The following is a 14147-nucleotide window of genomic DNA, read 5'->3' as shown; positions in this document are numbered from 1 at the left end:
AGTTAACTATCAGATTGTTAAGGGATTTTGTCCCTGGAGGTAGATTTATCATTATATCGATGGGGCAAAAACGCGTCTAAGTCGCCTCAAGCTTGCTATCATCTTCCCACTTTAGATGTAATTTTTATCCCCTTTTATTGAACCTCCTTTTTCCCTGCAAAGTACGCCGTGCAACTGAAATCCATCAAACTTTCCGGCTTTAAGTCCTTCGTTGACCCAACCCATTTTGAAATGCCTAGCCAACTTATTGGCGTTGTGGGCCCTAATGGTTGCGGAAAGTCAAACATCATTGACGCCGTTCGCTGGGTTTTGGGCGAGTCTCGCGCCAGCGAATTACGTGGTGAATCTATGCAGGACGTTATTTTTAATGGTTCTGGATTGCGTAAACCGTCGGGTCGAGCCAGCGTTGAACTCATTTTTGATAATGCTGAGGGACGTGCACAAGGTCAGTGGAGTGCATTTACAGAATTAGGTATCAAACGCGTTTTGACTCGCGATGGCAACTCTAGTTATTACGTGAACAACCAAGTAGTTCGCCGAAAAGATATTCAGGATATTTTCTTGGGTACTGGTATGGGTCCAAGAGGTTATGCCATCATTGGACAGGGAACAATCAATCGTATTTTGGAATCCAAGCCTGAAGAGTTGCGCGTGTTCTTGGAAGAGGCAGCAGGAGTATCTAAATACAAAGAGCGTCGTAAAGAAACAGCATCACGCCTAGAGGACACCGTTGAGAATTTAACTCGTGTTGAAGATATCTTGCGTGAGTTAGATCAGCAGTTAACCCGTTTAGAAAAACAAGCTACAGTTGCCGAGCGACATGCTGAACTTTCTACACAAATGAAGTCGCAACAACAGTTGCTGTGGTTTGTACGTCAAACTGAAGCGGGTAAAGAACAAGAGCGCCATGCTAATGGCATCCGCGATACCCAGGTTGGCCTTGAAGAACAGACTGCTAAGCTCCGTCATGCAGAGGCTGAGCTCGAGACAATGCGCACACAACAGTACGCATTACAAGATAAAGTTTCTGAAGCGCAAGGTGAGTTGTATCAAACCAATTCTGATGTGAGTCAGGTTGAGTCACAGATTCATTATGTACAAGAAGCGCGTCAACGTTTGCAGCAGCAAATTCAAGATTTACATGCGCAATTACAGCGCTGGACTGTGCAAGAAACAGATGCTGCACAAGCGCAACGCACTGCTGAACATGAGTTGAGTCTGGCGGCCGAAAAAGAACAAACGCTATTGGCAGACTTGGCTGGTCTAATAGATCAAATGCCCGGGCGCGATGACGCTTATCAAAACTCAATTAATGGTTTAAATGCAGCACGTGATAGCTTAGCTACGATTGAACAGCGCTTAGCTAGTTTGGGCGAGCGTATGCGCGCCATGACAGCTCAGTCTGATGAACTCAAAGGGCGTGAAGCACGCTTAATTAGTGAGTTAGATGGAATGCGTAGACCTGATGCAGAAGCACTTCAAATGGCAATTGATCGTCAGACTATGGCGCAACGCAAGGTCGATGAATCTAAACAGCGTGCTCAAGAAACTCAACAACGTGTTCCTGCAGCAGATGAAGCAAGAAACACTGCTCAGCAAAATATTCAAACAGCAAATCAAGATGTTGCTCAAACTGAAGCGAAGTTAACGGCTTTAACTGCTTTGCAAGCAAGCGTCCAGGCGCAGGGCAAGATTGGTCCATGGCTAGAGAGCAAGGGCCTTAAAGAAAGCAAGCGTTTATGGCAAGAGCTCAAGGTTGAGAGCGGCTGGGAAGCTGCACTTGAGTCAGTATTGCGCGAGCGTTTAGCTGCAGTCACCGCAAAGAGTGTGCAAGAAACATTGGCTTTAGCCAATGATGCACCGCCAAGTCGTTTAGCGATTTTGCTGACTGAAGAGATTACTCCGGCACACACCAATGTTCCTGCAGACTTCACGCCTTTACTCAGTCGCGTTCAAAGTGCTGGTGCTCCAAGACTGACTTCGGTACTCCAAGAGTGGTTAGACAATATTTATATTGCATCGAGCTTGGAAGATGCTTTGCATCGTCGCGAAAAGTTACCTGCTGGTGGCGCATTTGTTACTCAACAAGGCCATTTAGTTAGCCGTGTAGGTGTTCAGTTGTACGCAGCGGATTCTGAGCAGGCTGGCATGCTTGCACGTGCTCAAGAGATGGAGAGCTTGGAGAAGCAATTACGCGCCCAGCAGTTGATGCAAAGTGAATTACAGGGTGAGTTGGATCAATGTGCTGCTAATTACCAAGCGGCTCATCAAGCGGCAGAGCAGGCTCGCATCAATGCTGAGCATGCTGTTCAAGAAGCGCATGGTTTTGAAGTTGAGAGAATGCAGCTAACTCAAGCTGAAGAGCAATACAGTACTCGTGCCGCTCAAATTCAGAATGAATTAAGTGAATTGCGCCAGCAAATGGAGCAATTGACTGCGACTCAAGAGCAATCTGCCGCTGAATTATCCGAATCAGAAGAATCGAAACAGGAATCTCAAGTTGTATTGGCCTCAGCGCAAGAAGCATTAGAGCTGGCGACTCAGGAGCGTGATCGTTTACGTGAGTCATTGCGTGCTGCCGAGATGGCTGCGCAAGAGGCGGCTTTTGCTACCCGTTCTTTGCAGCAACGTATTACTGATTTACAGCGTGATCAAAGTACTGCACGTACTCAAATCATGGAAATTCAGGACAAACACGATTCTGCTACTCAAGAGTTGGAAGTCTTAAGTGATGAAGAGGCGCAAGAAAAGTTACAAGATCTTTTATTGGCTCGCAGTGCTCGTGAGGCTGCATTGGCTAATGCCCGTACTGAACAAGACGCACTCTTACATCAATTGCGAGAAGCGGATGAGGCGCGTATGCAGGTTGAGCGTAGCCTGCAGCCAATGCGTGACAAGGTAGTCGATTTACAGTTGCGCGAACAGGCAGCTCGCTTAAATTATGAACAGTTCGCCACATTGTTGTCTGATGCTGAGGCAGATTTAATTGCCCTAGAGGCTAATTTCAGTCCTGACCTTAAGGTTGGTACCTTGCAAAATGAAGTCAATCGCTTGAATTCAGAAATCCAATCTCTTGGTCCAGTCAATATGGCTGCATTGGATGAGTTAGCAAGTTCTCGTGATCGTAAGCAATTCTTGGATGCTCAGTCAGCTGACTTGAATGAAGCAATGCAAACCTTGACTGATGCGATTGCCAAGATTGATGCTGAGACCCGTGACTTGTTACAAGGCACTTTCGATCAGGTCAATGGACATTTCGGAAGATTGTTCCCCGAGTTGTTTGGTGGCGGCCATGCAGAGCTGGTAATGACTGGCGAAGAGATCCTAGATGCTGGCGTACAAGTGATGGCTCAACCTCCTGGCAAAAAGAACAGCAGTATTTACCTACTCTCCGGTGGCGAGAAAGCGTTGACTGCGATCGCCTTGGTGTTCTCACTCTTCTTGTTGAACCCAGCACCTTTCTGCTTGTTGGATGAGGTGGACGCGCCATTAGATGATGCAAACACCTTGCGCTACTCACAGATGGTTGCCAAAATGTCAGATAAGACTCAGTTCGTATTTATCTCGCATAACAAGATCACTATGGAAATTGCTCATCAATTAATTGGCGTCACGATGCAGGAGCAGGGCGTATCCCGAATTGTTGCAGTAGATATTTCTTCCGCAGTCTCAATGGTGGAGGCCGCCTAAGTGTACGTAGAACAAATCATGACGATGTTGGGTTTGTCTGATTTGCAGTTTGCTTTGGCTGTTATTGGTGTGCTGATTTTGATAGCAGTTGCTATTCTTAATATCAGACATGCGTATGCTCGTAAAAAGGCAAAAGAGCAGGGTGAATATGTCTCTGATGATCGTTTTGCCCGTGAACCCAGTTTTGGACAGGTCTTTGCTGATGCAGAATCTACAGACCGCTCTGAACCATCTTTTGATTCCAGCGCTTATGAAACTAGTCGCGCCCCCGAAAAGTTTGCAATTGATCCACGGATTGATTGCGTCATTACACTTCGATTCGATGAGCCAATTAGTGGTTCGGAAATTTTAGAAGAGGTTTCTACCTGGACTGATCTGGGATCCCAAGCTAGTGCTCGTTGGATGTGCGAGGGACTGAATGCTGATGATGGCGAAGCTTGGGAAGAATTAAATCCAGAGGCTTCGTATTCTGAGTTGCAATTAGCGATTCAACTGGCAAGCCGTCGAGGACCCATTGGTGTGCTTGAGTTATCTGATTTTTGCTCTCGTGCCCAAGCCCTTGCTGAAACTTTGGGTTCTCAGATTGATATGCCTAGCGTGAGCACCATGCTTGAGAGTGCAAAAGAATTAGATGTCATGGCTGCTGACAGCGATATACAGCTCAGTATCAATATCTTGTTTGATGAACCATGTCCTTGGGGTAATTTTGATGCGCTGATGCGTCAAAGAGGTTTTAAGCTGGCACGCAGCGGCAGGCAATATGAGTATTACAGCAATGGCTCATTGTTATTTAATAGTGCTGATTTGGATCCCAACAGAGGCGTCACGCAATTGACCCTCTTGCTTGAAGTCCCCTTGGTGCCGCAAGATGAGCGTGCTTTTGAAAGAATGCTTGGGGAAGGTGTTGAGATTGCCCAAGCTGCCCATGGTCGCTTAGTAGATGATAATGGCATCAACTTATCTGAAGCCGCTGTTATTAGCATTCGACAACATCTTGATGTGCTCTATGCCAATCTAGAGAAGAACGGTGTTGCATCTGGCTCTTCTACAGCTAGCAGACTCTTTAGCTAGGAAATTACCTTGTCGTCTAACAGTCCGACAAATTTAGCGGAGCGTTACGCATTCTTACAGGCTGAGCTCGCTCGCTTGGAGCATGCCTACTATGTACTAGATAACCCCTTATTGCCCGATATTGAATACGATCGTCTTTATCGCGAACTATTAGAGATTGAAGCTGAGCATCCAGAGTGGATTACGCCCGAGTCTTTATCTCAAAGGGTGGGTGGCGTAGCCTTAAAAGAGTTTGACTCTGTCACTCATGAAGTTCCTATGCTTTCACTCAATAATGCATTTGAAGAGTCTGAGCTAGTTGCATTTGATCGGCGTTGTCGTGAAGGCTTGCATGCTGATCATGTTGCCTATGCTGGCGAGCTGAAATTTGATGGTCTTGCAATATCACTACGATATGAAAATGGCTCATTGGTCAGGGCTGCTACCCGCGGCGACGGAGCTAGTGGTGAGGATGTTACTGCCAATATCAAAACCATCCGTGCCATTCCTTTGAAGCTGACAGGTAAAAATATTCCAAAAGTGTTGGAGGTGCGTGGCGAAGTGTTTATGTATCTTCAAGATTTTCAGAAGATGAATCAACAGGCGGTAGCGCTTGGTGAAAAGGAGTTTGCAAATCCTCGTAATGCTGCCGCTGGTAGCTTGCGCCAATTAGACTCAAAGATTACTGCCAAAAGACCACTCTCATTCTTTGCGTATGGCTTAGGTGCTTTAGACCCTCAATCATGGTTACCTAAGACCCATGAAGAGTTGCTTAATGCCTACGTTGAACTTGGTTTGCCGGTGTGCTCGGAGCGTAGAGTTCTTCATTCTGTCGCAGAAATTCTCACTTTTTATCAAGAGATTGGCAGCAAACGGGATTCCTTGCCCTATGACATCGATGGCGTCGTCTATAAGGTGAATTCTTTTGCTGATCAGGCTAAATTGGGCTTTGTATCTCGAGCACCACGTTTTGCCTTGGCTCATAAATATCCAGCTCAAGAAGCACTAACGACAGTATTGGGTATCGATGTCCAAGTAGGGCGTACTGGCGCTATTACGCCAGTAGCTCGGCTTTCACCAGTCGAGGTTGGTGGTGTCACCGTAACGAATGCCACCCTGCACAATGAAGATGAAGTAAAGCGTAAAGATGTACGTATTGGAGATACGGTCTCAGTCAGACGCGCAGGCGATGTCATTCCAGAAGTGGTTTCGGTAATCAAAGATCGACGTCCCGCTGATGCTAAAGAATTTGTAATGCCATTACGTTGCCCTGTATGCGATTCACATATCGAGCGTCTAGCTGATGAAGCGGTAGCGCGTTGTAGCGGTGGCCTATTTTGTGGCGCTCAGCGCAAACAGGCTTTAATTCATTTTGCACATCGTAGGGCTCTAGATATTGAAGGCCTTGGCGAAAAAATAGTGGATCAGTTGGTAGATCAAAATTTAGTCAGGACGCCTGCTGATCTCTATCGATTAGGGTTTACTGCCTTGGCAAACTTAGAGCGTATGGGTGAAAAGTCTGCGGATAATCTCATCCAGGCAATTAATGCTTCTAGAAACACTACGCTTGCTCGGTTTATTTTTGCTCTAGGTATTCGACATGTGGGCGAGACAACTGCTAAGGACCTAGCGAATCACTATCAAACGATGCATGCATTGATGGACGCAAGTATGGATGATTTACTCACAGTGAAAGATGTGGGTCCGGTAGTTGCAGATTCGATTATCAGTTTTATGCAAGAGTCGCACAACCGTGAGGTGATTGAGCAATTATTAGCTTCTGGTATGCAATTGGCTGTAGAAGAAAAGATCATTAGCGCTGCTGTTGCTGGAAAGACTTTTGTCTTAACGGGAACATTCCCGACCATGACTCGTGATGAAGCTAAAGATCTTCTAGAAAAAGCAGGGGCCAAAGTAGCCGGCTCTGTTTCTAAAAAAACGGATTACGTTGTGGCAGGTACAGATGCAGGTAGCAAGCTCACAAAGGCAGAAGAGCTGGGCGTCCCAGTGATTGATGAAGCTGCCATGTTGGAGTTGCTGGGTTAACAATCCCCCGTCAATTTAAGAGCGTAAGTTCTTGCTGAAAATTCAAATTTTTTATCTCTAATGACAATTTTTACAGCTATTGCAGTTGCAGCAAAACATACGCCTTATTTAAATCAAACCAATTTGATATTGACGTCTTCGAATCCTTTTGCTCGCAATACTCAAGAGGGGCATATCACTGCCAGTGGATTAGTTATCCATGAAAATAAAGTGTTGTTGATATTTCACCCGTACATTAAATGTTGGTTTCAGCCTGGCGGCCATATTGATGAGGGTGAGTTGCCAGTTGATGCAGCAATTCGAGAGGTTTATGAGGAAACTGGTTTTGTTTGCACCCTAGACCCAGAGTTTCCCGAGCTAATTGATATTGATATTCATGAAATTCCAGCCAATCCCAAGAAAGGCGAGGGCCCTCACTTGCATATAGATCTACTTTATAGGCTGAAAGTCTTACGACAAGAAAAATCTCTTGAGGATATTTCTTATAAATGGTTTTCTTTTGATCAGGTAGAAAGCATTCGCATTCAGCGTGCCTTGACTAAATTAGCCTAGGCCCCTAAAACCTCAAGTAACTCTGTTTCCAGCTGAATCTGTAGCTTAGGGTTCTTGCTCAAGTTCATCGCATCTAAGAGTAGTACGTCTTCCACTCGTTCACCCAAGGTATTAATTCTGGCGGTATGAATCGAGACTTGATGTTTAGCGAGTACTCGAGAGATGGTGTAGAGCAGGCCCGTACGATCGCTGGCGGATAGTGCGAGTGTGTAATATCTGCCACGATCATCTGGAACCATGTGAACCCGGGGCTGAATTGGGAAAGTACGTGATTGCCTTGAAAGGCGTCCCATACTTGGGTTAGGAAGTGGGTCCGCATTACTTAAGGCGGCCGTTAATTCAAATTCAACCAATTGAATGATGTCTCGATAGCTTCCACCTTCATCTACTAAATTGCTGCCTGAGATTTGGAAGGTATCTAGCGCATATCCATGGCGCGTCGTGTGAATACGGGCATCCCAAATTGAGAAGCCATGTCTTTCAAAGTAAGCACAGATACGTGCAAAGAGATCTTCTTGATCTTTGACGTATACAGCCACTTGTAAGCCCTCACCAATTGGGGAGAGTCTAGCGCACACAATCGGCTGTTCGCTATTAACCTTGTTAAAAAGATGGCGAGTAAGCCATGCAATATCGGCCGAATCTTGTCTTAAGAAGAAAGCAACGTCGAGTTGTGTCCAGAGCTCTTCATAAGAATCATCATTGATGCCATAGAGGCGTAACTTGGCGCGAGATTCTTCCTGATGCTGTGCCAATTCAGAAGAGGCATCCGGTTTGGCGCCCCCCAAGACTCTCAGGGTGGCGCGATACAGATCCTCCAGGAGTTTGCCTTTCCAGGCATTCCATACTTTGGGGCTAGTACCACGAACATCTGCTACCGTCAGGAGATATAAGGCAGTCAGATGGCGCTCATCACCTACTTTTTTGGCAAACGCTCTGACCACATCTGGATCGGTAATGTCTTGTTTCTGTGCTACTTGACTCATGTACAAGTGCTCTGCTACGAGCCACACTAAAAGCTCAGTGTCTTTCTTGTCGAGACCATGGTCTTTAGCAAACTTACGTATGTCTGCTTTACCTAGCTGTGAATGATCGCCGCCACGTCCCTTGGCAATGTCATGGAAGAGGGCGGCAATGACGATTAACCATGGCTTTTCAAAATGGGCGATGAGGCGGCTGCAGAAGGGGAACTCATGGGTGTGCTCTATCACCATAAAACGGCGCACATTACGCAGCACCATCAAGATATGTTGATCTACCGTGTAGACATGGAATAAATCATGCTGCATTTGCCCCACAATTCTGCGAAAGGCAGGAAGGTAACGGCCTAATACGCTGCTTCGATTCATGAGCTGGAAGGCGCGGCTCACGCCCTCGGGCTGCTTTAGGATTTCTATAAACAGCGCGCGATTGATGGGGTTAGCACGCCACTTGCTATCCATTTTTTGACGGGCGTTATAGAGCGCGCGAAAAATAGTCGGTGAGAGGCTTTTAACGTTTTGCGTTTGAGCAAAGACTAAAAAAGTCCGCAGAATTTGTTCTGGATGCTTTTCGTAAAGCTGTGGATCGGTAATATCCAACACCCCTTGTCTTTCAATGAAGTGTTCATTGCCCTCGCCGGGAATGGGATGCGTAGTTTTGGATTCTTGAGGAAAGAGCAATGCTTCGATATTTTGAAGTAGTACGTCATTTAATTGTGTAACCGCTTTAGCTGCCCAGTAGTAACGGCGCATAATCGCTTCACTGGCTTGGCGAGAATTTTCTTCTTTAATCCCCATTGAAGCGGCAAGTGCTGCTTGCAAGTCAAATGCCAAAACATCCTGTCTACGACCAGCTAATAAATGCAGATTGGCTCGCAGAGTCTCTAAAAAACGTTGATTGCGATTGAGCTCAGTTAGTTCACGCTGCGTCACTAAACCAGCTTCGTTTAAATCTTTGAAGGTGTTGCCTAGTAAGGCCGCTTTACTTACCCATGAAATGACTTGCAGATCGCGCAGGCCACCTGGACTTTCTTTGCAGTTGGGCTCAAGAGAGTATGGGGTGTCTTGATATTTGTAATGCCGTTGAATTTGCTCTGCTTGTTTTGCCTGAAAAAAAGATTTGGGATCGAGAGAGGCTTCAAAAGCCTTTGCAAATTCTTTAAAGAGTACTTTCTTGCCGCAGATGAGTCGAGATTCCAGGAGGGATGTTTTGACGGTGATATCTTGATCGGCCTCAGAAATACATTCAGTAACCGTTCTAACTGAAGAGCCAATCTCAAGACCGGTATCCCAGCAATTTGTAATGAATTGCTCAACTCTTTTAGACAGAGCCTCAACCTCTTTTGCATCGGCTGGCAAGAGAATTAAAATATCAATATCGGAGTAGGGGAATAATGCACCTCTGCCAAAGCCGCCGACAGCAACGAGAGCAGCCTCATTATTGAAACCGCATTGATTCCATAAATTACTCAAGAGCTCATCGCTCAGCTTACTTAATTGCTTGGTGAGTTTTCCAACAGCTTGAGTTTTCCGAAATTGAGTGTAGGCAACTTCGCGCGCAGCTTTCAAGCCAGCTGCATCTTGAATGGTGCTAATGGCCTGCGGCTCATTCATGGATTTAAGCGTTTGCTAATGTCGGTCTAAAGGAAAGGTTCTTAACGCAATCGGGCGGAGAGTTGCTGCCTTCAGACCAAGTTAAAACTTCTACCCCAGAGGGGGTCACCAACAAGGTGTGCTCCCATTGTGCTGACAGGCTACGATCTTTGGTCTTTACTGTCCATTGATCAGGCATGGTTCTGATTTCACGACGACCAGCATTAATCATGGGCTCAATCGTAAAGGTCATTCCAGCAACTAGCTTTTCCCCGGTACCGGGGCGGCCGTAATGAAGAATTTGTGGATCTTGATGAAAGACTTTGCCGATTCCATGTCCGCAATACTCACGCACAATGGAATAACCAGCCTGTTCTGCATGCGTTTGAATCACATGCCCAATGTCGCCGAGAGCGGCACCGGGTTTTACTTGTGCGATTCCTAGCCACATACATTCAAAAGTAATTTGGGTAAGACGTTTTGCGAGAACGGATACTTCTCCAACCATAAACATTCTGCTGGTGTCACCGTAATAACCATCTGGCGTGATCACGGTGATATCTAAATTCACAACATCCCCATTTTTAAGAATCTTTTCACCAGGTATGCCGTGACAGATGACATCATTTACGGATGTACAAATAGATGCCGGAAAAGGAGGGTAACCTGGAGGTTGGTAATTGAGTGGTGCAGGAATAGTCTTTTGGACATCACGCATGTATTCATGACATATGCGATCTAATTCGCCAGTGCTGATCCCGGGCTTCACATAAGGGCTAACATGGTCCAGTACCTCACTAGCCAGGCGTCCTGCCTCACGCATCCCTAGGATGTCTTTTTCTGCTGTAAATACACTATTCATGCCTTGATTATCAACGACTTGCTGGGTTTTGGCATGCACCAATTGCTTAAATATTAGGCAATAAGCCTGTTTTACTGACGCTAGGGCGGTCTTAGGTGCCCAAAACTGAATAGCTGGAGGGGGTAGAGCTAGCTAGACCCTTGATATTTAAGCTATAATTTTGGTCTCAGGTCTATTTTGGACTTGAAATCGCGAGTTGAGCCTTCCGGGGTGGCGCTTTTTAGCGCAGCTAGGACTCAGCTTTAGAACCAACCCTTAGGAGAAGTTATGTCAGTAACTATGCGTCAAATGCTGGAAGCCGGTTGCCATTTTGGTCACCAAACTCGCTTCTGGTCCCCAAAGATGGCCCCATTTATTTTCGGTCATCGTAATAAGATCCACATCATCAACTTGGAAAAAACATTGCCAATGTTTCAGGACGCCCTGAAATTCGCAAAACAAGTTGCTGCTAATCGTGGCACGATTTTATTTGTTGGTACTAAGCGTCAATCACGCGAGATCATTGCTGAAGAAGCAGCTCGTGCTGGTATGCCTTACATCGACAGCCGTTGGTTGGGCGGTACGCTCACTAACTTCAAAACTGTTAAAGGCTCTTTGAAGCGTTTGAAAGATATGGAAGTTGCTAAAGAAGCGGGCGACTGGGAAAAGCTTTCTAAGAAAGAAGCTTTGACTAATGACCGTGATCTCGACAAATTACAAAAAGCACTTGGTGGTATTAAAGATTTGAACGGCGTTCCTGATGCGATTTTCGTAGTGGATGTTGGCTATCACAAGATTGCTATTACTGAAGCTAACAAGCTTGGTATTCCAGTGATCGCTGTTGTAGATACCAACCACTCACCAGAAGGTGTTGATTACATCATTCCTGGTAATGATGATTCAAGCAAGGCAGTAACCCTCTATGCACGTGGTATTGCTGACGCAATCCTCGAAGGCAAGGCGAACTCTGTTCAAGAAATCTTGACTGCAGTTAAAGAAGGTGAAGAAGAATTTGTTGAAGAAGGGAAAGCTGAATAATGGCCGCTATTACCGCTGCAATGGTTGGCGAGTTACGCGCCAAAACTGATGCTCCGATGATGGAGTGCAAAAAAGCATTAACTGAAGCTGAAGGTGATATGGCTAAAGCAGAAGAAATTCTGCGTGTAAAGCTCGGTAGCAAGGCTGGTAAAGCTGCTTCTCGTGTGACTGCTGAAGGTATCGTAGCTTCATCTATCGATGGAACTAACGGTGCTTTGCTTGAAGTGAACTGCGAAACTGATTTCGTTTCTAAGAACGACGACTTCTTGGCTTTTACCAATGCATGCGTTAAGTTGATTTCTGAAAAGAACCCAGCTGACGTTGCTGCCTTGTTGGCATTGCCAATGAATGGTCAAACTGTTGACGAAGTACGCAGTGCATTGATCGGCAAGATCGGTGAAAACATCATGCCACGTCGCTTTAAGCGTTTTGCTGGTGGCAGCAAGTTGGTTTCTTATTTGCACGGCACACGTATTGGCGTCATGGTAGAGTTTGATGGTGATGAAGCAGCTGCTAAGGATGTAGCAATGCACATTGCCGCAATGAAGCCAGTTGCCTTGTCGATGGCTGATGTTCCGCCTGAGTTAATTGCTGTAGAGCGTAATGTGGCTGTCCAAAAAGCTGCTGAATCTGGCAAACCACCTGAAATCGTTGAAAAAATGGTTGAAGGTTCTGTTCAGAAGTACCTCAAAGAAGTGTCATTGTTAAATCAGTCATTTGTTAAGAATGACAAGCAAACCGTTGAGCAAATGCTCAAGGCTGCAAATACAACAATCAAGGGTTTCACCATGTTTGTTGTAGGCGAGGGCATTGAGAAGCGTCAAGACGACTTTGCGGCTGAAGTGGCTGCCCAAGTAGCTGCTGCTTCTAAAGCAACTGCTTAACTAGTTTCCAGGGCTCCCCTGGCTAGTTTGTATCGCCCAAAAGGGCATAGAAACCTTAGTTTCTATGCCCTTTTCTTTGATCCTACCCAAGCCCTTTATAATTTGGCGGAGATATTAAAAAGCGCTTAAAGATCAATAAGCTAAGTAAGTAAATTACTTGGCAAATTACGGAAAATAGAAAATATGCCAGCCTATAAACGAGTCCTCCTAAAACTATCTGGTGAAGCCCTTATGGGCGACGATGCATTTGGCATCAATCCAGTCACAATCGATGCCATGGTTTCTGAAATTGCGCAAGTTGTGAGTAGCGGAGTGGAGTTGGCCATCGTGATTGGCGGCGGAAATATTTTCCGCGGTGTTGCCGGTGGAGCAGCTGGTATGGATCGAGCAACTGCCGATTACATGGGTATGTTAGCGACAATGATGAATTCCCTGGCACTGCAAGATGCATTACGTCAAAAGGGCGTTGAAGCTCGTGTGCAGTCAGCCTTGAGAATGGATCAAGTAGTCGAGCCCTACATTCGTCCACGCGCTATTCGTGCCATGAGCGAAGGTAAGGTTGTTATTTTTGCTGCGGGTACTGGCAATCCTTTCTTTACAACCGATACTGCCGCCGCATTGCGTGGCGCAGAGATGGGTGTTGAGGTGATGTTGAAGGCCACCAAGGTTGATGGCATCTATAGCGCAGACCCAGTAAAGGATCCCAGCGCAACTTTATACAAGACCATCACTTTTGATGAGGCGCTAATTAAAAATTTACAGGTCATGGATGCAACTGCATTTGCTTTGTGTCGTGACCGCAAGTTACCAATCAAAGTATTTTCAATTCTCAAGCCAGGCGCTTTGATGCGCGTTGTGCAGGGTGAACCTGAAGGTACTTTAGTACACGTTTAATAGGAGGCTTGATGTCCGCAGCAGAAATTAAATCCAATTCCGATCAAAAGATGCACAAGTCCCTTGATGCATTGAAAACCAATTTGGCAAAGATTCGTTCTGGTCGCGCTAACCCTGGCATCTTGGAGCACATCCAAGTTGATTACTACGGCAATCCAACTCCATTAAGTCAGGTAGCCAGCTTAGGTTTGGCTGATGCCCGCACAATCAATGTGCAGCCCTTCGAAAAGACTATGGTTGCAGTAATAGAGAAGGCTATTCGAGATTCAGATTTGGGTTTAAATCCTGCCTCACAAGGAACGGTCATTAGGGTTCCAATGCCTGCCTTAACTGAAGAGCGCCGTCGTGAATTAACGAAGGTTGTTAAGAATGAAGGCGAAGAAGCCAAGATTGCAGTTCGTAATTTACGTCGTGATGCAAATGAGCATTTGAAACGTTTAACCAAAGATAAAGAAATTTCTGAGGATGAAGAGCGTCGCGCAACCGACGATATTCAAAAGATGACTGACAAAGCAGTTATTGAAATCGATAAGATCATTTCAGAAAAAGAAAAAGAGATCATGACGGTCTAAATAGCCG

Annotated in this window: 10 protein-coding genes; 8 read left to right on the top strand and 2 right to left on the bottom strand. The window is 45.8% G+C overall.

The annotated features are described in order from the left end of the window. Window positions 1-168 precede the first annotated feature (168 nt). Genes smc through ICN41_RS01375 form a run of 4 tightly spaced genes read left to right on the top strand, consistent with a single transcriptional unit; the run spans window position 169 to window position 7338 of the window. On the top strand, window positions 169-3690 hold the full coding sequence (gene smc / locus ICN41_RS01390; protein ID WP_216291018.1) for a chromosome segregation protein SMC: 3522 nt from the start codon (window positions 169-171) through the stop codon (window positions 3688-3690). Then, window positions 3691-4761, top strand: a complete 1071-nt coding sequence (locus tag ICN41_RS01385) for a cell division protein ZipA C-terminal FtsZ-binding domain-containing protein (protein WP_370629070.1) — start codon at window positions 3691-3693, stop codon at window positions 4759-4761. A gap of 9 nt (window positions 4762-4770) precedes the next feature. Further along, the gene (gene ligA, locus ICN41_RS01380; protein ID WP_216291017.1) at window positions 4771-6786 is read left to right on the top strand and encodes an NAD-dependent DNA ligase LigA; all 2016 of its coding nucleotides are present in this window, start codon (window positions 4771-4773) and stop codon (window positions 6784-6786) included. Between the two features lie 60 nt (window positions 6787-6846). Continuing rightward, window positions 6847-7338 (top strand): NUDIX hydrolase, encoded by a 492-nt coding sequence (locus tag ICN41_RS01375; protein WP_216291016.1) that lies wholly within the window; start codon window positions 6847-6849, stop codon window positions 7336-7338. On the opposite strand, the gene ICN41_RS01370 is transcribed toward ICN41_RS01375, so the two are convergent. Beyond that, window positions 7335-9932, bottom strand: a complete 2598-nt coding sequence (locus tag ICN41_RS01370; RefSeq protein WP_216291015.1) for a [protein-PII] uridylyltransferase — start codon at window positions 9930-9932, stop codon at window positions 7335-7337. The two genes, ICN41_RS01375 and ICN41_RS01370, sit on opposite strands and share 4 nt — an antisense overlap. Window positions 9933-9936: 4 nt before the next feature. Further along, window positions 9937-10773 (bottom strand): type I methionyl aminopeptidase, encoded by an 837-nt coding sequence (gene map / locus ICN41_RS01365; RefSeq protein WP_216291378.1) that lies wholly within the window; start codon window positions 10771-10773, stop codon window positions 9937-9939. Window positions 10774-11040: 267 nt separating this feature from the next. Between map and rpsB the strand changes: the two genes are divergently transcribed. From rpsB to frr, 4 genes are all read left to right on the top strand, one after another. Continuing rightward, entirely contained in the window at window positions 11041-11790 is a 750-nt protein-coding gene (rpsB, locus tag ICN41_RS01360; RefSeq protein WP_071467757.1) for a 30S ribosomal protein S2, read from the top strand. Continuing rightward, window positions 11790-12674, top strand: a complete 885-nt coding sequence (gene tsf, locus ICN41_RS01355) for a translation elongation factor Ts (protein ID WP_216291014.1) — start codon at window positions 11790-11792, stop codon at window positions 12672-12674. Before rpsB ends, tsf begins: the two co-directional genes overlap by 1 nt. Before the next feature lie 183 nt (window positions 12675-12857). After that, a complete protein-coding gene (gene pyrH, locus ICN41_RS01350; protein WP_216291013.1) occupies window positions 12858-13568 on the top strand; it encodes a UMP kinase in 711 nt (236 codons plus the stop codon). Window positions 13569-13579: 11 nt separating this feature from the next. After that, a complete protein-coding gene (frr, locus tag ICN41_RS01345) occupies window positions 13580-14140 on the top strand; it encodes a ribosome recycling factor (protein ID WP_216291012.1) in 561 nt (186 codons plus the stop codon). Window positions 14141-14147 lie beyond the last annotated feature (7 nt).

Origin of the sequence: Polynucleobacter sp. 15G-AUS-farblos (genome assembly GCF_018882445.1) — a bacterium.
Taxonomy (GTDB): Bacteria; Pseudomonadota; Gammaproteobacteria; order Burkholderiales; family Burkholderiaceae; genus Polynucleobacter.
The sequence above is the reverse complement of the archived record's forward strand: the minus strand, read 5'-3'. Positions and strand labels throughout refer to the sequence as shown.

What these genes read in the sequence shown, in the direction of transcription:
- tsf (WP_216291014.1), top strand. Translation starts at nt 11,790, where the DNA reads ATGGCCGCTATTACCGCTGCAATGGTTGGCGAGTTACGCGCCAAAACT.
- ICN41_RS01375 (WP_216291016.1), top strand. Translation starts at nt 6,847, where the DNA reads ATGACAATTTTTACAGCTATTGCAGTTGCAGCAAAACATACGCCTTAT.
- pyrH (WP_216291013.1), top strand. Translation starts at nt 12,858, where the DNA reads ATGCCAGCCTATAAACGAGTCCTCCTAAAACTATCTGGTGAAGCCCTT.
- rpsB (WP_071467757.1), top strand. Translation starts at nt 11,041, where the DNA reads ATGTCAGTAACTATGCGTCAAATGCTGGAAGCCGGTTGCCATTTTGGT.
- frr (WP_216291012.1), top strand. Translation starts at nt 13,580, where the DNA reads ATGTCCGCAGCAGAAATTAAATCCAATTCCGATCAAAAGATGCACAAG.
- map (WP_216291378.1), bottom strand. Translation starts at nt 10,773, where the DNA reads ATGAATAGTGTATTTACAGCAGAAAAAGACATCCTAGGGATGCGTGAG.
- ICN41_RS01370 (WP_216291015.1), bottom strand. Translation starts at nt 9,932, where the DNA reads ATGAATGAGCCGCAGGCCATTAGCACCATTCAAGATGCAGCTGGCTTG.